Annotated in this window: 20 protein-coding genes; 5 read left to right on the plus strand and 15 right to left on the minus strand. The window is 70.5% G+C overall.

Annotation, left to right across the window (positions count from 1 at the left end; genetic code table 11):
• Positions 1-62: 62 nt before the first annotated feature.
• From WMF44_RS11820 to WMF44_RS11835, 4 genes are all read right to left on the minus strand, one after another.
• Complete coding sequence (locus WMF44_RS11820) at positions 63-1,523, minus strand: protein kinase domain-containing protein (RefSeq protein WP_437299232.1); 1,461 nt, start codon at positions 1,521-1,523, stop codon at positions 63-65.
• A complete protein-coding gene (locus tag WMF44_RS11825) occupies positions 1,517-2,464 on the minus strand; it encodes a hypothetical protein (protein ID WP_437299233.1) in 948 nt (315 codons plus the stop codon). Before WMF44_RS11825 ends, WMF44_RS11820 begins: the two co-directional genes overlap by 7 nt.
• Positions 2,465-2,710: 246 nt before the next feature.
• Positions 2,711-3,052 carry a hypothetical protein gene (locus WMF44_RS11830; RefSeq protein ID WP_437299234.1) on the minus strand — a complete coding sequence of 114 codons (342 nt, stop codon included), beginning with the start codon at positions 3,050-3,052 and terminating at the stop codon, positions 2,711-2,713.
• Positions 3,053-3,117: 65 nt separating this feature from the next.
• Positions 3,118-3,738 (minus strand): glutathione S-transferase family protein, encoded by a 621-nt coding sequence (locus WMF44_RS11835; protein WP_437299235.1) that lies wholly within the window; start codon positions 3,736-3,738, stop codon positions 3,118-3,120.
• A gap of 610 nt (positions 3,739-4,348) precedes the next feature.
• Here WMF44_RS11835 and WMF44_RS11840 point away from each other — a divergent pair.
• The 5 genes from WMF44_RS11840 (at position 4,349) to WMF44_RS11860 (ending at position 7,399) form a co-directional block, all read left to right on the plus strand.
• Positions 4,349-4,858, plus strand: a complete 510-nt coding sequence (locus WMF44_RS11840; protein WP_437299236.1) for a hypothetical protein — start codon at positions 4,349-4,351, stop codon at positions 4,856-4,858.
• Between the two features lie 156 nt (positions 4,859-5,014).
• Positions 5,015-5,560: a hypothetical protein gene (locus tag WMF44_RS11845; protein ID WP_437299237.1), complete on the plus strand. Its 546-nt coding sequence runs from the start codon at positions 5,015-5,017 to the stop codon at positions 5,558-5,560.
• A gap of 137 nt (positions 5,561-5,697) precedes the next feature.
• On the plus strand, positions 5,698-6,057 hold the full coding sequence (locus WMF44_RS11850; protein ID WP_437299238.1) for an immunity 8 family protein: 360 nt from the start codon (positions 5,698-5,700) through the stop codon (positions 6,055-6,057).
• A 301-nt stretch (positions 6,058-6,358) separates the two neighbouring features.
• Entirely contained in the window at positions 6,359-6,736 is a 378-nt protein-coding gene (locus WMF44_RS11855) for a hypothetical protein (protein WP_437299239.1), read from the plus strand.
• 96 nt (positions 6,737-6,832) lie between these two features.
• Positions 6,833-7,399 carry a hypothetical protein gene (locus tag WMF44_RS11860; RefSeq protein ID WP_437299240.1) on the plus strand — a complete coding sequence of 189 codons (567 nt, stop codon included), beginning with the start codon at positions 6,833-6,835 and terminating at the stop codon, positions 7,397-7,399.
• A 372-nt stretch (positions 7,400-7,771) separates the two neighbouring features.
• On the opposite strand, the gene WMF44_RS11865 is transcribed toward WMF44_RS11860, so the two are convergent.
• From WMF44_RS11865 to WMF44_RS11915, 11 genes are all read right to left on the minus strand, one after another.
• Entirely contained in the window at positions 7,772-7,957 is a 186-nt protein-coding gene (locus WMF44_RS11865; protein WP_437299241.1) for a hypothetical protein, read from the minus strand.
• 74 nt (positions 7,958-8,031) lie between these two features.
• Complete coding sequence (locus WMF44_RS11870) at positions 8,032-8,559, minus strand: chemotaxis protein CheW (protein ID WP_437299242.1); 528 nt, start codon at positions 8,557-8,559, stop codon at positions 8,032-8,034.
• Entirely contained in the window at positions 8,556-10,322 is a 1,767-nt protein-coding gene (locus WMF44_RS11875) for a methyl-accepting chemotaxis protein (protein ID WP_437299243.1), read from the minus strand. The genes WMF44_RS11870 and WMF44_RS11875 overlap by 4 nt, the downstream gene beginning before the upstream one ends.
• A complete protein-coding gene (locus WMF44_RS11880) occupies positions 10,319-12,040 on the minus strand; it encodes a chemotaxis protein CheA (RefSeq protein WP_437299244.1) in 1,722 nt (573 codons plus the stop codon). The genes WMF44_RS11875 and WMF44_RS11880 overlap by 4 nt, the downstream gene beginning before the upstream one ends.
• A gap of 5 nt (positions 12,041-12,045) precedes the next feature.
• Positions 12,046-12,564, minus strand: coding sequence for a chemotaxis protein CheD (locus WMF44_RS11885; RefSeq protein WP_437299245.1), 519 nt, complete (start codon positions 12,562-12,564; stop codon positions 12,046-12,048).
• 2 nt (positions 12,565-12,566) lie between these two features.
• Positions 12,567-13,244, minus strand: coding sequence for a GAF domain-containing protein (locus WMF44_RS11890; protein ID WP_437299246.1), 678 nt, complete (start codon positions 13,242-13,244; stop codon positions 12,567-12,569).
• A gap of 85 nt (positions 13,245-13,329) precedes the next feature.
• On the minus strand, positions 13,330-13,698 hold the full coding sequence (locus WMF44_RS11895) for a response regulator (RefSeq protein WP_437299247.1): 369 nt from the start codon (positions 13,696-13,698) through the stop codon (positions 13,330-13,332).
• Between the two features lie 604 nt (positions 13,699-14,302).
• Positions 14,303-16,306 (minus strand): hypothetical protein, encoded by a 2,004-nt coding sequence (locus tag WMF44_RS11900; protein WP_437299248.1) that lies wholly within the window; start codon positions 16,304-16,306, stop codon positions 14,303-14,305.
• Positions 16,303-17,787 (minus strand): calcium-binding EGF-like domain-containing protein, encoded by a 1,485-nt coding sequence (locus WMF44_RS11905; protein ID WP_437299249.1) that lies wholly within the window; start codon positions 17,785-17,787, stop codon positions 16,303-16,305. Before WMF44_RS11905 ends, WMF44_RS11900 begins: the two co-directional genes overlap by 4 nt.
• The gene (locus WMF44_RS11910; protein ID WP_437299250.1) at positions 17,784-18,452 is read right to left on the minus strand and encodes a hypothetical protein; all 669 of its coding nucleotides are present in this window, start codon (positions 18,450-18,452) and stop codon (positions 17,784-17,786) included. Before WMF44_RS11910 ends, WMF44_RS11905 begins: the two co-directional genes overlap by 4 nt.
• 486 nt (positions 18,453-18,938) lie before the next feature.
• Complete coding sequence (locus WMF44_RS11915; RefSeq protein ID WP_437299251.1) at positions 18,939-19,097, minus strand: hypothetical protein; 159 nt, start codon at positions 19,095-19,097, stop codon at positions 18,939-18,941.
• Between the last annotated feature and the right edge of the window lie 74 nt (positions 19,098-19,171).

Below are 19,171 nucleotides of genomic sequence, written 5' to 3' on the forward strand. Positions count from 1 at the left end.
GCAGCGCAGCCGCGCTAAGAGCAAGACAAGAGGTTGATCGCATCGGAAAGCCCTTCCGCTGGTCAGTAATGGACGTTCTGACAAGGGATGATGCCGTCGCAGGGATCGAACTCCCGCGCTGGCGACTTCAAGGCTTGCCGTGGAGGAGCGGCGGGGCGGGTCGGGCGGGGCCGCGGCGCGATGGGCGGCGCGGCGGCTGCTGGTGGTGGTGGCGGCGGCTCGGGGCGCCGATCGGGAGGCCGAGGAGAGGGAAGTCGGCCGGCTCGGAGGGCGGCGACCAGGACGGTCCGCGCCAGGTGCGGTGCAGCTGCGCGGAGGGGTTGCGTCCGCCAGAGGAGGACCGCCACCGCGCTGCCCAGCAAGAGCGCCAGCACGAACACCGCGGCGATCGAGCGTGCTCTGGAGCGCCGCGCCGGGGTACCGCTCGGACGCGGAGGGATCGAAGGCGCTGGCGGTCCCGGCAGCATCGGATCGAGGTCCGGCACGTCGGGCACCGGAGGCGGCAGCGGTGCGAGCGGAGGCGCGAGGGTGGCCTCACCCCGCGCATCTCGCGGTATCGCGCTCTTGACCGTATCGGGCGCCTCGGAAGGGCGCGGTGTGGGCGGCGCGACGGCTCGTCCCCCCTCCTCATCCGAGGTGAACGGCTCCACCTCGTCCTCCATGGCGACCATGGCGACCGGCGCGCTCTCGTCCGGCTCGGGTCGGGCGCCGGGCGGCTCCGCAAGGATGTCCGCATGGGCAGGTCCCGGCGGCTCGCCGAGCTCCTCCCACGCCCGGGTGAAGGGAGTCAGCGCAGCGAGCAACTTTTCGATGCTCGGCTGCCGTCGCTCGGGGTTCTCCGCGAGGGAGATCTTTATCATCCACTGAAGCATCGGAGGCATCCCGACGGGAAGACTCGGGGGCGAGGTCCATGTCGAGAGGGGGCGTTGGCACAAGAGCTCGTACATGATGGTGCCGAAACCGTAGACGTCCGTCCGACGTCCCACGCGTCCACCGGAGATGAGCTCCGGCGGTGCATACCCGTACGGATCTTGACTGGCTTCCTCCGCGCCGAGCTGAAAGAGGTGAACGAAGCCGAAGTGCGTGATCGCGTACCGGCCATCGCCCACGACGAAAACCCGGTCCGGGCTGACGGCGCCGTGGATGACAGAGCGCTCATGCGCACGCACGAGGCAACGGCCGACGTCGATCAGCACCTTGAGCGCAGCCGGCCCGAGGGCGATCCCGCGCACGGCGTCGATGAGCGGGATCGCGTCGCTGAGCACCGGGGTCGCTGCCCACGCCACGGAGCCCTTTACCCCGCCGTAGAGCACGCGGACGACCTCCGGGACGTCGTCGGAGAGGCGTTGAAGGCGCGCCATTTCTTCGGTGAACACGCCCTCATCGAGGCTCGATCCCTCGCGGATGTGCAACCAGACGAGGGTTCCCGTGTCGCCGAGCTGCCGCGCGAGGAAGTGACGGACCATGCCGCGCTCCTCTCTGAGCAGCTCGTGGCCTTCCCAGATCTCACCGGCGGCTACCATACGAGCCTGACCTCCGCGCCGGCGCCTCGCGGGCGGATCTCGGCTTTCCGCGGCCAGACGACGTACACGACCGTCGCGGCGCCGAGCGCTGCGCCAGCGACGAGCGCAGCCGAGCCGAAGCCATGGAACAGGCGCGCCCGTGTGTCGGCGGCGTTCGCTTCGTCGTAGACCTCGCGGAACTGCGCGCTGCTCGGAAACATCGAGCCGTCCGACAGGCGGGCCGCCTTGGCGGCCGTTTCGCGCTCGGCGAAGTCGCCGGCCACACGAAGCCCGACGCCCGCACCGAGCAGTGCCACCGAGGCGGCAGCGCCGGCGCCCATGATCCAGGGGTTGCGGGCGCTGGTGGCGGGAGCCTTCGGGGCCTCAAAGAGGGGGAGGCGGACGCGGCGCGATTGCCGCGCCTCGACCTTCACGAGCGCACGGACGATCTGCCCCTGCTCGCCCATCGCCGTGACCTCGTGCTGTCCAGGCGCGACGAAGACAGGGCTGCCCGCGCTGACCTCGCGACCGTCCACGAGCAGCCGTGCCGTGCCTGGCGGCGGGCTCACATGGAGCTCCGCCACGCGCTGCCGCACCGCTGCGAGATCGGCGTGCCTCACCTCGTAGCGGCGCCTCTCGACGTCATCGGTCGGCGCTGGCATCTTCTCGACGCACTCCTCGAGCTCGGCCGCGGCCTCCTCGAGGCGATCGAGGCGCAGATCGTATTGCCCGAGCTGACACACGGCCATCGTCGAGGGATCGATCGCGTTGACCCGCGCCCAGAGCTCGCGCGCGCGAGCGAGCTCGAGCCGCTTGGCGGCCTTCTCCGCCTCATCGATGAGCTCTTGGACCTCGCGGGATCGCGGGGGAGGCTCCGCTGCCGCGAGAGGGAAGGCGCCGGCAAGGACCACGGACAGGGTTGCGGCTCGCGCTGTATAGACGAAGAGGAGATGAGCGCCCATAGTTCACCGTGCAGGCAGGAAGGGGACAAAGATGCAGCGCCTACAGCACCAGCGCGGCGCTGCTCTTCTACACCATGTTGCAACACGAGCGAACGCGGACGCAGCCTGCCCCCGCGCACGAACTCACCCGCTGCATTGCCTTTGCGCGCGACAAATTCTCATGGGTCACCACAAAAAAGAGACCGCCGCGCATCTGTGCAACGCCTACAGTCGCCGGGAATCGCTGCCAGTCCCGCCCAGGGGCAGTCAGCGCAGCGCGCCCGGGCGCGCGCCGCGCTCCGCCGCGAGCTGCTGGAAGAGCGAGCGCACGCCGAGGTGCGCCGCGTAGTACGGGTCCGAGGCCGGCAGGAGCCCGCGGTCCTCGGCGTGCAGCAGGAACACGAGCCGGAGGATCGCGGTGAGCAGGCCGCCGTGGAGGTGCTCCGGGCCGCGGGCGAGCGCGTGCTCGAGCGCGCCCGCCCCGTCACGCTCGGCCGCGTCCTCGAAGCCGCGGAGCAGGACGCCGAGCGCGTCGAAGGCCCGCTCCGCGAGCGCGCCCGCGACGTCTGCCTGCTGCGCCCTGCTGTCCCCGGGGACGGGCTGATCCATGCCGAGCGCCGGGAGTGTACGCGAGCGCCGCGCGATCCGCTGCAGGTTTTACCTGCGCGCGGCCTTCAGGGCTTGATCTTCGCCGCGAACGCTCGTGCGACCGCGGGCCTCGCCTTGATCGCCTGCTCCCAGCGCGCGAGGTTCGGATAGGGCTCGAGCGCTACCCCCATGCGCGCGGCCCCGGAGATCCATGGAAACGTGGCGATGTCGGCGATCGAGTACTCGTCGGCGAGGTACTCGGACTCGGCGAGGCGGCCGTCGAGCACCTTGTAGATGCGGTCCTGCTCGTTCTGATAGCGCTCGATCGCGTAGGGGATCTTCTCGGGCGCGGCGCTGCGAAAGTGGCCGAGCTGGCCGAGCATCGGCCCCACCGCACCCATCTGGAACATCAGCGACTCGATGACGCGCGACCGGCCTGGCTCGCTCGCGGGCAAGAGCTTGCCCGTCTTCTCGGCGAGGTAAATGAGGATCGCCCCCGACTCGAAGACAGTGACCGGCCCGTTCGGATGGTCGTGATCTCGAAGCGCGGGGATCTTCCCGTTGGGGTTGATGCGCAGGTACTCCGGCGTTTTCTGCGCGCCGGCCCCGATGTCGATGGGCTTGATCTGGTAGGCGAGCCCGAGCTCCTCGAGGAGGATGACAGGCTTGTAGCCGTTCGGCGTGGTCCACGTGTACAGGTCGATCATCTGGTGCTCCCTCCCATCCGCGGTGCCCCCGGCACCCGTCCCGGTAGCCGCGGGGATGGTCCTCGGGTGACCCGCGGAGGTCAAGCGAGGGCTGAACGGTCCCCGCGCGCTGCGTGTCGATTTCACCCGAACGAACTCGCGCAAGCGAGGCGCCGTGCGCGCCCAGCACGCCGCCGATGTCGCGGCTGGCGCCGTAGGTGTCCGGAAACTCCTGATGAGGCGGCTGCTGTATCAGCCTGGCGCGATGCCTCCGGCTGCGCGCCCGCCGCGCCCTTCCGGGCGCCCCCGGCCCGCCGGAAAGGCGGCGACTGCGCCCGGTGCTCGATGGATCTTCCCTGTGGCGCCGCACAGCATTTGGGTCTTGCGGCGCAGAGCCGGTCTGTGAGATTTTTTTGTGGGGGAGGCCTCAAAATGCGACGCGCTAGACAGACCTGGTTCCGCGGCTTCGGTTGACCGATCGACGGATAGTTGGGCAGGCAGAACGACCGCGCCAGAGCAACATGACCATCTCCACCGGAATGCTCCTTCTGACCGTTCAACCCGGCAACGCACCCGGCGGCGCTTCGCGCCGCGGGGGATTGCCAGGCCGCTGGGCTGCTCGAGGTCGAAGATGCTGAGTCTCACCAGTGCTCGATGGTCAGAGCTGGAGCACGCATACGGTGCTGCTTCAGATGTTCCAGAGTTGTTGCGAAAACTCAATGGCTTGCCCGCTGCGGGGGGAGATCAAGAACCCTGGTTCTCTCTTTGGAGCTCCCTGGCGCACCAAGGGGACGTTTACTCGGCTTCTTTTGCTGCGGTCCCCCACGTGGTGAAAGCGTTGGCATCCGCTCCGGCTTCTGCCGATTTCACGTACTTTCAGTTTCCGGCCTGGGTGGAGATCTGTCGAGCCAAGAAGAATATTGCAGTTCCAGAGGATCTTGCCCCGGCTTACTTCGACGCGTTGTCACAGTTGCCATCTCTTGTTGCGGCGGCGGCGTCAAGACCTTGGGACGCTGGCTTCCTTGTGTGTGCGTTGAGCGCCCTTGCCGCTTCGAAGAACCAGCCGGCCGTTGCGGAAGCGGTGCTCGAGCTGTCCCCGGAAACGGCAAACGAGTTCATGGAATGGTTGGGCAGCCGCTGATCGACCAAACAACGCGCTGCAGCCGACGCGCGAAGTCCGAAGGCGAGAAGCCTCTAACCAGGTCGTTGCTGCTGATGTGGCCCTCGCTCCGCTCGGGACCACGCAGAAGAACACCGTTCGTCAGGCAGATACGGCAACCCCGCAGGAGGTCCTCTCATGCCCTTCGAAATCCCGCCGCCCCTGCTCGAACGCCTGCGCGCTCGACGTCTTGAGCAACGTCAGCGGCGGGCGATCCGCAGTGCTGCCGGCGCGCCGCGCGAGCAGGCGGGCGGCAACTTCATCGATTCCATTCGACACCTCTTCTCTGGAGCTTCTTCCGTCGATCAGGCGGCCGGGCGGTACGTTGCGGCCATGAGCTCCTGGCAGGACGAGGTTGAAGAGAAGTACGACGCGTTCCTGCTCGACCCCGGCATGGGACCGATGACCTACCTGACCTCCGACGGCCGCGTCCTCGAGGACCTCCGTGGCTGGGACGGCGATGAGATCGTCGAGGTCGTCGGTTTGCACGCACATTCCGCGCTGATCGCCGGCGCCCGGAAGACGGGCATCGTCGAGCTTCTCGAGCTGATCCCGCAGCCACCTCCGGGTTCGTCGGTCTGCTCGAAGTGCAACGGCAAACGCGTAGCTGAACCGGTCCCCGGATGCGGCATGGAGTTCCCCTGCAACGGGTGCGACGCGCGCGGCTGGATCGATGCTGGCTGACTCCCGGATGAACCCGTCGTGGCTCCGCGCTCCACGCCTCGCGCGCAGGTGGAGTCGAGCGCCTCCGCGGCGAAACACGCGTGACGCCCAGGACGCCCTTGACCAGAGGGCCGGTATGCTCTTCGTTTTCCCCGACCATGAAGCTCGTCATCCGCTCCGCTGGCGTCTGGGGGCATCCCAATCTCCGGACGTGGGCGCCCGACGACCCCGACGCGTTCGCCGAGCTCGTGATGCTGGACATCGGGCCCAGAAAGGGGGCGGGCGCGGATTCCTTCACCCTCAGGGTGGCCACGCCCGCCGGGCTGGACCAGCTGGAGGCGCGCGATGGCATCCTGGCCACCCGCCCCCTGCTCGTGATGCGCCGGTACGACTTCGACGATCTCTGGCGCTGGCTCGAGCAGACCGTCGCGTCCTGCGAGGCCGAGACCTGGCCCGCCTGCGTCGAGAACCTCCGGCGCTACTTCGCCTGGGAGTACGAGAGCTACCGGGAGCCGTGACACGGCGCGCGCTCTCCTGTTCGCTCCCGCTGCGCGCCGCAGCGCCGGCGTTCGGCGCGCGGCGCCTCCTCCGGCCCGGCCGCCCAGCCGGCGCTCGCGGCCCCCGGAAAGGCGGCGATCGCCGCCGGTGTCAGGGGCATTTACACGACCGCGCTGGCCACCATTGGGGCCTTGCGGCGCAGAGTCGGTCTGTGAGATTTTGTGTGGGGGAGGCCCCAAAGGGCGACGAACTGCACAGCGCTGGTCCCGCGGCTTCGGTCGAATCTGCTGACCTTTACGCCGCTTGTCCGAGGATAGAGAAATGAGGCTGACAATCTTTCTGGAGGAGTACGCGAAGCACACGGCGCTCAACCTCGGGCAAGTGATGCAAGGCGTCCGTTACTTCTACTCTCATCCGGACTGTGATGATGTCGCGCCGCGAGGGACGTTCAGGCACTGTTTCTCGTCGATGTCCCTTCGAGCGAAGCGAGTTGCGAACGACCTCTTCTTCTCGGTGATTCCGCCTCACTGGCATCACACGCCAGAGGAGCTTCGCGGGATGCGACCGATCCCGATCAAGAAGTGGTTCTTCTATGGATATTCAGCCTGGCAATTCGACGAGTCCGGGGAGGTCAGAGCCGATCTCGACGGGAGAGAGGATCGAAGATGGGATCCGCGATGCCAGAAGCCACAGACTTGACGGGTGGAGCGCTCGACGGCGGTTTGAGGCGCGCGGCGTTCCGGTCGAGCACGTCCACGTGAGCGCCCCGGCGGTGCTCGATTGAGGCCGTTCACCATGAAGGTACAACCCTACAAGCTCGGTTCGCTGGCGCCCGATAACCGCTGGGTCGCGCATCGATACCCGGACGCGTGGGATCTCCAGCGCACCACGGGCCCCGATCGCCTGGTGCTCGCGCCGGCCGAACGCCAGATCGACCTCATCCTCGATCTCCTGCGGCCGTTGCCGGCGCCGTTCGGTGTTCTCCACGTGCTCGTGGTGTCCCGCTGCGGCAACACGCCTGCGCGGCGGCAGGCACCAGCCCCGATGCAGTTGCGAGATGTGGCGGGCTTTCTTCGCGAATTCGAGGAGTTCTTCGAGCGCGATGGACGCCATCACGTCTGGGTCACATCGTTGCCCTCGCAGAGCACGATCGTTTACGACAACCACGACATTGTCTACGCGTACGGCCCGCTCGAGCAGTTTGTCGGCCATGCTGAGGCGCGCGGCCTGGCACGGCGCGCGATCGAGATCCCTGTCCCGCACGATCACTGCTTCAATTCCGAGTATGACGATGCTGAGGCAGCGTTGCTCGAACGCTTCGATTGGCTCGAGTTTGCGCTCCAGCCCGGAGACGACCCGTGATCGCGGAGGCTCTCGGGCGCGCACGGCGCCCCCGCTCGCGGCAGAGGCCCCGCTCGCTGTGGACTTCAAACCGGAAATCGCTCGACCTGCGCCACAGCCACCCGACGAAGGGGCTTACGGCAAGCTCGGGCTCGGTCCCGACCTGGATCCCGCCCACGCTCACGCCGCCGCTCAGCTCGAGTGCCAGGACCGGCCTCCGCCAGGAGCGCGTGGGCGGCGTCCCGGCCGGCAGCGGGCTCAGGCGAGCGCGACGGAGGCGGCGAGGTCGTGGATCGTCTTCTCGTGTTCTCGTGGCGCGTGGACTTCCGCCCCCTCGCCAGATCGACAACGCACGATGCGGAGAATGCAGACCGCGGACGGGAGTCCACTGCGTCAGCCGAGCCGCTCCCGCTCCCAGCGCTCTTGCTCGGCGATCGACGCTTCGGCGGCGCGCACGCCCGAGATGAAGAGCTTCGCGTCCGCCGGGTCGTCCAGGTCCACGCCGAGCTCGCGCAGCACGTGGCGGTTGTGCGCCGGGACCGAGCGGAGGATTTCGACGGCGGAGAGGTGACGAGGCACGGGCGCGAGCCTATCACGCCCCGCAGGCGTACAGCAGGCGTAAAGCAGGCGTAAATCGACCTCGGCACGATGGGTCAGGGGTGGTCTGCGCCCGGCAGCGCCGCGCGGGCGCCGCCTTCGGCCTCGAGCGACGCGGCCGCGAAGAGCTCCTCCAGCGAGAGGATCCGGTCGATGTCGAGCAGCAAAAGGAGCCTTTCGCCCACCTTGCCGAGGCCGACGAGGTGGCCCTGGCGGGCCCGCGTGCCGAACGGCGGCGGCGGCTCGATCGCCGCCGCGTCGAGGTCCACGACGTCGCCCACGGCGTCGATGAAGAGGCCCATCCGGGTGAGCTCCCCGTCGAACGCCGTCTCGACGATGAGGATGCAGCTCCGCCGCGTGAGCACCGACGGCGGGAGCCCGAGCCGGACGGCGAGGTCGATGACCGGGATCACGCGCCCCCTCAGGTTGAGCACGCCGAGCACGGCCTGCGGCATCCTCGGCACCCGCGTGATCGCGGTGAGCTCGACGATCTCCCGCGCGCGGAGGATGTCCAGCGCGAGCTCGTCGCCGCCAACGAAGAACGAGATGTACTGCGACGACCGAGGCTCCGGCGCGGCGCTCACGGCACCTCCGCGCGCGCGGAGGCGGCCCGATCCGCGCCCCGCGGCGGAAAACGCTCGAACTCGGCGTCCTCGTGCAGCGCCGCGGGGGAGCGCAGGGCCCCGTTCGTCCTGGCCCGGGCGAGCGTCGCGAGCACGGCGGCGCCGTTCGACGCGCCGGGCGAGGCCGGGGAGCCCTCCCGGGAGGGCGGCGGGAGGCGCCGCGCGTCGCCCGCGCCGGGGGCCCGCGGCACGCGGGTGCGCTCGGGGAACGCGAGCTCGTCGCCCACCTGGAAGAAGCGCAGCATGCCCGAGAGCGCGTCCGCCTGGGCCGCGAGCTCCTCGGCCGTGCTGGCGAGCTCCTCGCTGATCGCGGCGTTGCGCTGCGTCACCTCGTCGACGCGGCGCATGGCGCAGTTCACCTGGCCGACCGCGTCGGCCTGGCTGAGCGAAGCGGTCGCCACCTCCTGCGTGAGCGTCGAGGTCCGCCGGATCGAGGGCGCCATCTCCTCGAGCAGCTGCCCCGAGCGATCGGCGACCTGCACGCTCGTCGACGCGAGCGCGCCGATCTCCTTGGCGGCGGCCTGGCTCCGCTCCGCGAGCCGGCGGACCTCGCTCGCGACCACGGCGAAGCCGCGGCCGTGCTCGCCGGCACGGGCCGCCTCGATCGACGCGTTCAGCGCGAGCAGGTTGGTCTGGTACGCGATCTCCTGCACGATCGAGACCTTCTCGGCGATGTCGCGCATCGCGGCCACGGTGCGCTGGACCGCCGCGAGGCTCTGCTCCGCGGCGGCCGCGGCGCCGGTGGCGAGCTCGCCGGTCTGCTGGCTGCTCTCGGCGTTCTTGTGGATCGAGCCGCTCACCTCCGAGAGGCTCGCCGACGTCTCCTCCACCGCGGCCGCCTGCTCGCTCGTGCCCTGCGACAGGTTCTGCGAGGTGGCCGAGATCTGCGTCGAGGCCGCGGCGAGCGACTCGGCGCCCGTGCGGATCTCCAGGAGGACGGTCGAGAGCTTGTCCGCCATCTCCCCCATCGCCTCCTCCAGCTGCCCGAGCTCGTCGCGGCCCGCGGCCACGCCCCGGTGCCGCAGATCGCCGTCGGCGATCCGCCTGGCGAGCCCAACGGCCGAGCTCAGCGGGCCCGTGATGCTGCGCGAGACGAGGACGCTGACGGCCACGCCGACCGCCAGCGCCACGAAGGCGATGAGGCCCATGTCCCGCGAGGCGCGCTGCGCGTCGGCGCTCAGGGACGCCTGCATCGCCTCCATGTGCCTCGTGCTCGCCTGGGCGAAGCCCTCGACCGCGGCCTCGAACCGGTGGATCTCGTCCTTGAAGCCGGTCATCACGTTGTTCGCCGCCTGGGACGTGGGCAGCTGCCCGGAGAGCACGTCCTGCATCACGCGGCGAAAGCCGGCGACGTAGCTCGCCAGGTCGCGCCGCATCGCGGCGACCGACTCCCGCTCGTGGGGCAGCGTCACGAGGCGATCGAGATCGTCCAGCTGGCGCTGGGTCTGCGCCTCGGCCTCGTTCCATTTCTCCTGATACCCCTGCTGGGCAGGGCGATCTCCCATGCTGAGGAAGCAATCTTTCTCGTAGCGGCGGAGATCCACGAGGTCCCGCTCGAGCTGCACCGAGACCGCGAGCACCCGGGCGTCCGTCACCAGGATCTCGTGCGTCTTCTCCGCGACGGAGGTCAGGCCGAGGTGCCCCGAGATCGCGATGGCGACCATGAGCATCGCCATGAACGCGAGCGAGAGGGAGAGACGCAGCGCTATCCTGAGCCGGTTCATCGTGTCGTTCCCTCCGCATCCATCGCTTCTCCCCGCGCCGCCGAGGGGGGAGCCCGCCGCCATCGATCCCCGGGCGCGAGCTCGCCGCCGCCGGCGCGGCCGCGGGTGAGGTCGTGCATCAGCGCGTCCACATCGAGGATCAGCGCGAGCCTGCCGTCGGCGAGGACCGTGGATCCGGTGATGCCCCGGATGCGGCGGAAGAGCCGGCCGAGCGGCTTGATGACCGTCCTGCCCTCGCCGTCGAGCGAGTCGACGACGAGGCCGGCCTGGCCCCCCTCGTGGGCCACCACGACCACGCTCTCGCGGGCCGGCGCAGGCCCGGAGAGCCCGAAGAGGTCGCGGAGCCGCACGCACGGCAGCGCGCGCCCGTGCACGTGAAGGACGCCGCCCGGGCCCATGGCGCGGGCGCCGCGCGGGAGCCCGACGCAGGCGACGACGGCGCGGAGCGGGATGACATAACGCTCGCCCGCGGCGCTCACCGAGAAGCCCTCGATCGTCGCGAGGGTGAGCGGGAGCCGGAGGATCAGCGTGGTGCCGGCCCCCGCGGCGCTCTCGATCCCGATCGAGCCCTCCAGCGACTCGACGCGGCGCCGCACCACGTCCATGCCCATCCCCCGGCCGGACAGGTCGGAGACGGTCGTGGCGGTGGAGAAGCCCGGCTCGAACACAAGCTCGTAGAGCTCGCTGTCGGAGAGCGCGTCCGCGTCCGGCCACCTGCCCTGCGCGCTGGCCCGCGCCGCGATCTGGGCGCGGTTCATCCCCGCGCCGTCGTCGGAGACGCGGAGCGCGATGCCGCCGCCCTCGTGCGCGGCGCGCAGGGTGATGGTCCCGCGCGCGTCCTTGCCGCGCGCCTTCCGCACCTCGGGCGGCTCGAGGCCGTGATCGATGCCGTTGCGGATGAGGTGGGTCAGCGCGTCGCGGAGGCGCTCGATCACCGCGGTGTCCACCTCGACGTCGCCGTGCACGATCACGAGGCGCGCGAGCTTGCCGTGCGACCGGGCGAGATCGCGCACGGCGCGCTCGTACTGCCGGAACCAGGGGCCGACAGGCACCATCCGCGCGCGGCGGATCGCCTCCTCGAGCTTGGTGTTCAGCCGATCGAGCTCCTCGAGGCCGTCCCGCAGCGCCGCGCCGACGGCGCCGCCCGCGAGCTCTACCTCGCGCGCGATCCGGTTGCGGGTGATCGCCACCTCGCCGATGAGATCGACCATGCAATCGAGCTTCTCGACGGTGATGCGGACGGTCTTCGCGCCCGAGCTCCGGTCGCCCTCGTCCCCGGCGCTCGAGGTGGCCCCCTTCGGCGTCGAGGGGGCGCCCTCGCGCTCGGTGCGCCGGGCGCTCTTGAGCCGCTCGAGCACGCTCGCGGGCAGCGAGGTCGACCCCGGCGGCTCCTCTCCGCCGTCGATCTCCGCGAGCTGGCGGCGCGCCGAGTCGACCGTCTCGAGGAGCAGCGAGACCACCATGCCGGTCACCGGCAGCGTGCCCCGGTGCAGATCCTCGATCACGTCCTCGGCGGCGTGGGTGAGCTCGCTCAGCCCGTGGGCGCCGACGGAGCTGGCGTTGCCCTTCATCGTGTGGGCGACGCGGAAGATGCGCTCCAGCAGGTGGCCGGCGTCGGGCCGCCGCTCGAGCTCGAGCAGCGCGCTCTCGAGCTCGTCGAGGTGCTCGGCCGTCTCGGCGGCGAACATCTGCATGAGCGCGGCCCGCTCGGCATCCATCGCGATCACAGGGGCTGGATGGCGGCGCTGCCGTCGTCGGTGCGGAAGATGAGCTTCCGGCCCTGGCTGCCGCCCGTGTCCTGCTGGACGACCCGGATCCCGGCGGCGCGCAGCACCATGAGCCCGACCGCCACGTTCTGGTGTCCAAGGTGCGAGTCCCGCTCCCGGAAGGCGGAGATCATGCAGGCGCCGCCGACGATCCGGGCCTGGAGCGAGCGGGGCGGGGCGCCGAGGGCCGCCAGACGATCGAGGAGCTGCTGAAAGGCGGTGTCTCCGAAGCGCCCGAGCGGCAGCTTGAGGTTGGGGCAGCTGGGGAGCACGTAGTGGTTCATGCCGCCCACGCCGAGCGCCGGCTCCCACAGGCAGATCGCGACGCACGAGCCGACGATCGTGGTGATGATCGTCGGCTCGCCCGACGCGACGACGTTGCCCGGCGTGAGGTAGTGGGGCAGCGGGCTGCTCGGGGGGGGCGCGCTCAGCCGCGCTCCTCCAGCGCCGTACCGCTGCGACGGGGGCTTGAGCATCGTCATCGCACCTCCAGGGCGCCGCAGCGCTCCCGCCCCGCGCAGAACGGCCCGGCCGCGAGCGTGCCGAGCGCTTCGAGAAGACCCTTGTCGATCGGCCCGAGCTCGGGTTTTTGCGAGAGCAGATGGAAGACGGCGATGACGCCGACCACGCGCTCGTCCATCGTGAGCGGGACGCAGGCCATGACGTCGCCCTCGCCGCGCGCGCAGGGGGCCTGGGGGGCGGCCGGGTCGCTGCCGAGCGCGGCGCCCTGCCGGAAATACGGCTCGATCCGTCGCGCCACGCGCCCCACGATGCCCTCTTCCGGCGCCAGGAGGACGGTTGACGACGGATCGACGCCGTAGGCCGCGACGACCCTCGCCGCCCCGCTGACGTCGATCTCGAAGACGGCGATCTCCTCGGAGCCGACGAGGTTCGCGATGATGTCCTGGAGGGCGCGGCACGCCTCCTCACGGGTCCGGAGCGGCAGGAGCCGGCGGCTCGCGACATAGAGGCTCGCGAGCTGCGAGCGCTGCTGTTCCTCGTCGGCGCATCGATCGGCGGCGAGCGCGAGCGCCGCCTCGGCGCGGGCGGCGCGGGCCTCGAGGCGCCCACGGGCCCTCCGAACCCGGACGAGCAGCCGGCCGAGCGCGCGGGCGCGCCGCGCGAGCCGCTTCTTCTGCCCTTCGAGCGCGCTCACGTGCGCTCGTGACGACCGCTCGCGGCGCGCCGCGCGCTCCACCCCGCATTCCGCTTGTCCATCACGCGACATGTCGGTCTTCACCTCATTCGCCGAGACAGCTCTTGACCTTCTCGAGGAGCTCCAGGGAGTCGATGGGCTTCGTGATGTAGTCGGAGCAGCCACAGCGAAACCCCTCTTCCCTGTGCGAGACCTCGCCTCGGCTCGTGACGAGGACAATGGGCGTCTCCCGCGTCGCCTCCTCCGAACGCAGCCTCCGGCAGGCCTCGAATCCATCCATGGCCGGCATGATCACGTCGAGCAGGATCAGATCTGGCCGCTCGGCGAGCGCCCTGGCCACCGCCGCGCTGCCGTCCTTGGCAGTGACCACGTCATAGCTCTTCCGGAGGATCATCTGCTCCATCATCAGGACGGTCTCCGAGTCGTCCACCAGCAGGATCTTCTTTCGAGACACCGCCGCCTCCCCTCGCAGGCAACGAAGGCCACTCGAGCGCTCGCCCGCGCGGCCCGAGCGCCCCCTCTCCCCAAGGAGCGTCGCCTTTGCCCAAGGTACGCTCGGGTCACGCCTCAAGTAAACATCAATCGAGGCAAGAACACTCGGACATACAGCATCTTTTTATTGGGCTGGCGAGCCGGCGGGCCCGCGGGGCCGGCCCGCGGGCCTCGACCTTCTCGACAGCGCGGGTGCGAGCGCCGGACCCCACGGCGAGAGCGTCTGTGTCTGGCGGAGGCGCATAGACCCTTTGGAAGGGGACACAACAAAGCCATCGTGTTGTACGACCGCTTACGACGTGGGCGGACACGCCAGATCTTCGGGCTCCCATGGGTCGGGAGAGGGTGTTCTCTGGTGAGCGCAGGCGGTCCGTTGTAGCGTTCGACGTGGACGTGCCCGCGCGTGCGTCGTGGCCAGATCGAAGCCTGGCGAGCCGTCAGGGGCGGAGGTGATGGAGCAGGCGCGCTTTGCGTCGCCTCAGGGCAGTGGCCTGGCAGCGCTGGCTCTCTCGACGAGCTGTCGAGTCGCGGCGTCGACCTCTTCGATCGTCATGAATGATCCCGCTTCATGGCGCGACCGGCTCCCAGCGGGCCAGCGGCCCTCCGGGAAGGACGCCTCCCGAGAGGGGCACGCTCGATCTCACGGAGAAGGCGCCGTCCAGCGTGTGCAGGACGCCCGGCCCCGGGCGGTGGAAGCGCGGATCGACGGCCAGCCCGCGCGCGGCCCACTCCTCTGGTGTGTAGACGACGATGTCCTCTCGATCCGGGCGCGTGAAGACCGGAGCGTAGCCGCCCAGATGGATGAGGGGCACCGCTCCGCCCGCGAATCCGTCCTCGATCTGAAGCTCGATCGGGTCGTCCGCCGCGTAGATGACGAGCGCCCGAAACCGCGCCCCGGCCGCCACGCTGACCAGGGTCGCCTCCTCGAGCGCCAGGCAGAGGAACGCGTCGGGGTTGTCCGCGGTGATCTGCACGGTCCGCGGGGCGCTGTCGCCGCCTCGGCCCAGATAGCTTTGCACCTCCAGCTTGTCCGGCGTCGCGGCCGCGAGGGTCACCTGGTCCACGTCGGAGTCCGGCTGGACGAAGCGGCCGGTCGCGCCCGCGTAGCCGTCGAGACCGAGCGCGGCCGCGGTCGAGCGACAGGCTTGCACGCGGGCGGCGGCCTCGTCCGCGTCGGTCGCCGACAGCGCGAGGAGCGCGCCGTCGGCGCCGATCTCGATGCCCAGCGTGGCCGGCGGCAGCGGCGCGAGCTCGGTCACCGCGCCGTCGGCGAGGCTCACCGCGAACAAGGTGTCGCGCAGCACGAGCACCCGCTGGTTGGCGGCGTCGAACGCGAGATCCACCGCCCCGGCCAGCCCCGTCTCGAACCGCGGCACCACCGTCTTCGCGGCGGGATCGATGCTGAGCAGAGGGAACGACCTCGGTCCACCGAGCGCGTAGAGCCGGTTCGCCGCCCCATCCCAGGCGAGCGGACCCACGGCGCCGCTGCCATCCACGGCGTCCTCGACGGCGCCGGTCGCGAGCGCGTAGGACGAGATCGACCCGGCGCGGTTGACGAAGAGCGCCCGCGGGGTCGCGCCGCCCGACAGCCCCGTGACCTCGAGCTCCGCCAGCGGCAGCGCGCTGCCCGAGCCCGGATCGAGCGTGGCGAGCACCGGACGCCCCTCGAAGGAGCCCGCCATCACCAGCGTTTCGCTCGCCGTGGGGGCGCGGCCGCACGTCCCGCCGGCGCCCTGCTCGAAGTTCGTGGCACAGACTCCACAGCTCTCCCCCGCGTATCCCAGATCGCAGACGCAGCGCGCGAAGCCGATCGAATCGTCGCACCTCCCGTGCTCGCCGCAGCGGACGCCGGCCCCGTCGCAGGAGGGCAGGCAAGCGCCCGTCGTCGAATCCTGCAGGTAGCCTTCTGCGCAGCTCGCACACCCGATCCCGCCGTACCCCTCGGCGCACTCGCAGCGGGCGCCCGTGTCCGTGTCGACGCAGATCTGGTTCGTGCTGCAGGTGAAGCCGGAGGCGGCGCACGTGGGCACGCAGCCATTCGCGCTGTCCCGGTAGCCGAGCGCGCAGCGCGAGCAGTCGTCCCCGGTGTACCCCGTCGGACATTCACACAGCGCCGTGCCGCCCGCGTCCGAGCAGCGGCTCGGCGCCTTGCAGTCGAGCTGGGCCTCCGCGCAGGTGGGGCGGCAGTCGCCGTTCGCGTCGTTGTCCTGGTAGCCGCTCTCGCACTGATCGCACAGCCGACCTTCGTACAGCGCCTCGCACGCGCATTCGTCCGCGCCGGCCGTCGCGACGCACGTGCCGTGCGGACCGCACCGCTCCGGGTTGACGGCGCAGTCGAGCGGGATGAGCGCGCAGCGGTTGTCGACCAGCTTGTAACCGGACGCGCACGTCGTGCACTCGGTGCCGACGAACCCCTCGGTGCACACGCAGGTCGGGCCCAGCGCCGAGCTGACGCACTCCTGCCGGGCGCTGCACATCTCGACGCCGCAGCTCAGAAAGCCCGAGACCGAGTCCTCGCACCCCAGAAGGGGGAGGAGCAGGAGCGGCCAGGAGACGCGCAGGACGCTCATGGCACCTCCGCTACCCACGCAAGCGCGTTGCCCGCAGGCTCGTGCGCGAGGCGAACCTCGAGGGTGGCCTGAGACGCCCAGTCCATCAGCGCGAGGGTGGCGGCGCGCCGCTCGGGGAAGTTCGTGATGCTGTCGAGGGCCAGCGCTTCCCACGAGGCCGTGTCGTGCCCGGTGATGCCCTCGATTGGCCCCGAGACGCTGAGGCCCTCATTGGTGTGGACGATGAAGCTGTAGCTGGCGTCGGCGGGGCGCGCCGTCGCGTCGACGCGCACCGCTCGGCCCGGCGCGGCGACCAGGAGGAAGCCGGCCCGGAGGCTCGGGGACAGCGCGATCTCGAGCTCGGCCGCCCCGCCGCCGCCGTCGTCGACGACACACACGGCCGCGTCGGGGTGGTCGACGGCAAGGGTCACCGCGTCGATCGGCTGGGCGCCCAGATCGGCGACGATCAGCGCCGGATCCGCGCCCTCGTACGCCAGCGTGAGCGGCGCCGTGCTCCCGCCGCTGGCGTCGACGACGAGGTTCGCGTGCCACGCCGGGACGGCGCCGAAGCGCGCGAGGGCCCCGGCGCAATAACGCAGGAGTCGGTCCTCACGGCGCTCCGCCTCGCTGCCGAGCAAGTAGGCGCGCGCGCTCCCGGGATCGAAGGCCATGGCGAGCCAGTCGGAGCCCTGCGCCTGGCCGATGAGCTCCGGCGCGGAATCAGCGAGCTCGAAGGTCGCGCCCGCCTCGTCCAGGCCGAGGATCCTCGCGCGGCCCGGGTCGTACTCGAGCGCGCGAGCGCCCACCGCGGAGAGCTCTTCGGCCTGGAACGTGTCGAGATCGATCCCGTAAATGGCGTTCGCCGACGCGGAGAGCGCCCTGTTTCCGGCTGGATCCAGCGACAGCGCGCTCCCGAGATCGACGTCGGCGCTCGTGAGGTCCATGACCGCACCGGAAGCGAGATCGAGGGTCGCCAGGCGCCCGCCGTTCAGCGCGAACACGCGACCGGAGCCCGCGTCATAGGCGACGTCGGTCACGGTGCTCGGCACGCTCGCCAGAGGGCGGAACGACCAGCCGGACGGGACGAGCGCGCCGAGGACGCGCTCGGAGCCGACGACGGACAGCGTCAGCAGCGCTGGTGCCGAGAGCGCGGCGACGCACTGGCCGGCGTCGTTCTGCGTGAGCCCTGGCTCGCAGCGCTCGCAGCTTTCGCCCGCGTGCCCCGGATCGCAGCGACACGCAGCCCCGCTCGCCGTCTCCTCGCAGACTCCCGCCTCACCGCAGTCGACGTCGGGGGCGTTGCAGGTCGGGACACAGTCGGACCCGATCAGCGCGGGCCGGTACCCCTCCTGGCACGGATTGCATTCAGGCCGGTCGTCTCCCGGCGCGCAGGTGCAGACGCGGCCTTCGCCGCAGTCGGGGGGCGGGGCCTTGCCGCTGTCGCCTGCACACCCGACGACCAGCGAAAGGGCCATCGCCCAGAGCCCGTAGCGCAACGTCATTTCCCTATCCCGACGGTGACCATGAGCCAGAACCTCCACGCACTGTAGTCGTACGTCTGCTTGGCTCGCCAGCTCGGTCCCTCCGCGTCGATCCCGAACAGGCGATAATCGACGTGCTGGACGAGGAGCTCGGCGCCGATGGTGTTGAGGCGCGACGTGCGGAAGACAGGGCCGACCTGGAACCCGTAGATCCAGCTGAAGCGGGTCGGATAGGTCACGTCGCACTCGCTGACTTGCCCGCTGGCCCGCAAGTCGTCACACAAGTTCTCGTAGGCCTCGCCGTCCCTGCCTTGCGCGCTGCCGTCGTGCGCGAACAGGAACTCCGGGCCGGCGAAGGCGCCGAATCGGACCGCGAGGGACTCCACCACGGGGACCGCGGCGCCGAGCATGAAGGGGGTCGCGAACTCCCAGCCGATGCCCCGCTCCTGCACGGTGGGCTCTCGTCCTTCGAGGGTCGTGCCCGTGGTGAACCAGAAGCCAAACCCGAGGCTCACGGGCTCGGGCCCGAACATCAGATCGAAGCCGAGCAGCACCGGCGTGTGATCGTCGACGTCCTCCCTCCCGGAGCGCAAGGACAGCGGGCAGCTGCCGGCGCACTGGCCCTGAAAATCCAGCGTGCCGCTCCCGTAGGCGCCGTAGCCGAAGCGAAACACGGACAACGGCACGCTCCGCGGCTTCCTCTTGGCCGGAGGCGCTGGCTTCGACGGCGCGTCAGCGGTGGGAGCCGGCGGGGGAATGAACGGTGGAGGCCCAGGGGCCGGCGGGGGCATGAACGGTGGAGGCCCAGGCGGGTAAGGCTGCGATGGATAGGTATACGGATACGGGGTTCGATACGGATACGGATACGGATACGGATACGGATACGGGTATGGATACGGCTGGGCGGCGCTCGGAGGAGGCGGCGCGGGCTGCTCCGGTTCAGGCTGTGCAGGGGCGGGCGGCGGGGCTTCCGCGGGCGCGAGCTGTGGCGGAGGAGGCGGAGCCGGCGCTGGCTGTGTCGGTGCAGGGGGCGCGGGGGCGGGCTCCATGGCGCTTGCGTCGGGCGCCTGAGCGAACGCCCGCGCGCTCATGATCAAGCCGAGGCACTGCACGTGCCAGAAGACCCCCCTTCGCGAGGTGCTCCGCCGTCGGGTTTTCACCACTTCCTCATCCTAGAGCTCGGGCGCGAGCTGAAGCAAGGGCCAAGCCAGCGTCGTATCCGCTGCATCTGCTGCAAAACCCGCCGCGCGCCTCGCGAAGACCACGACATCCGTGTCGTTGGCCCTCTCGACGAGCTGTCGAGTCCCAGCTTCGACCTCTTCGATCGTCATGGAGGCTCACGCTCCCCTGTTCGACGCTGGAGCCTCGGTGATCCTGGGTGAGCTCGGCCTGGCGCTCTCTGCTG

This window comes from Sorangium sp. So ce426, assembly GCF_051475585.1.
In the GTDB taxonomy this organism is placed as follows: Bacteria; Myxococcota_A; Polyangia; order Polyangiales; family Polyangiaceae; genus Sorangium; species Sorangium cellulosum_B.

Bases quoted from the DNA above. Each gene is read 5' to 3' on its own strand.
- WMF44_RS11820 (WP_437299232.1), bottom strand. From the start codon at position 1,523: ATGGTAGCCGCCGGTGAGATCTGGGAAGGCCACGAGCTGCTCAGAGAG.
- WMF44_RS11825 (WP_437299233.1), bottom strand. From the start codon at position 2,464: ATGGGCGCTCATCTCCTCTTCGTCTATACAGCGCGAGCCGCAACCCTG.
- WMF44_RS11830 (WP_437299234.1), bottom strand. From the start codon at position 3,052: ATGGATCAGCCCGTCCCCGGGGACAGCAGGGCGCAGCAGGCAGACGTC.
- WMF44_RS11835 (WP_437299235.1), bottom strand. From the start codon at position 3,738: ATGATCGACCTGTACACGTGGACCACGCCGAACGGCTACAAGCCTGTC.
- WMF44_RS11840 (WP_437299236.1), top strand. From the start codon at position 4,349: ATGCTGAGTCTCACCAGTGCTCGATGGTCAGAGCTGGAGCACGCATAC.
- WMF44_RS11845 (WP_437299237.1), top strand. From the start codon at position 5,015: ATGCCCTTCGAAATCCCGCCGCCCCTGCTCGAACGCCTGCGCGCTCGA.
- WMF44_RS11850 (WP_437299238.1), top strand. From the start codon at position 5,698: ATGAAGCTCGTCATCCGCTCCGCTGGCGTCTGGGGGCATCCCAATCTC.
- WMF44_RS11855 (WP_437299239.1), top strand. From the start codon at position 6,359: ATGAGGCTGACAATCTTTCTGGAGGAGTACGCGAAGCACACGGCGCTC.
- WMF44_RS11860 (WP_437299240.1), top strand. From the start codon at position 6,833: ATGAAGGTACAACCCTACAAGCTCGGTTCGCTGGCGCCCGATAACCGC.
- WMF44_RS11875 (WP_437299243.1), bottom strand. From the start codon at position 10,322: ATGAACCGGCTCAGGATAGCGCTGCGTCTCTCCCTCTCGCTCGCGTTC.
- WMF44_RS11880 (WP_437299244.1), bottom strand. From the start codon at position 12,040: ATGGATGCCGAGCGGGCCGCGCTCATGCAGATGTTCGCCGCCGAGACG.
- WMF44_RS11885 (WP_437299245.1), bottom strand. From the start codon at position 12,564: ATGCTCAAGCCCCCGTCGCAGCGGTACGGCGCTGGAGGAGCGCGGCTG.
- WMF44_RS11900 (WP_437299248.1), bottom strand. From the start codon at position 16,306: ATGAGCGTCCTGCGCGTCTCCTGGCCGCTCCTGCTCCTCCCCCTTCTG.
- WMF44_RS11905 (WP_437299249.1), bottom strand. From the start codon at position 17,787: ATGACGTTGCGCTACGGGCTCTGGGCGATGGCCCTTTCGCTGGTCGTC.
- WMF44_RS11915 (WP_437299251.1), bottom strand. From the start codon at position 19,097: ATGACGATCGAAGAGGTCGAAGCTGGGACTCGACAGCTCGTCGAGAGG.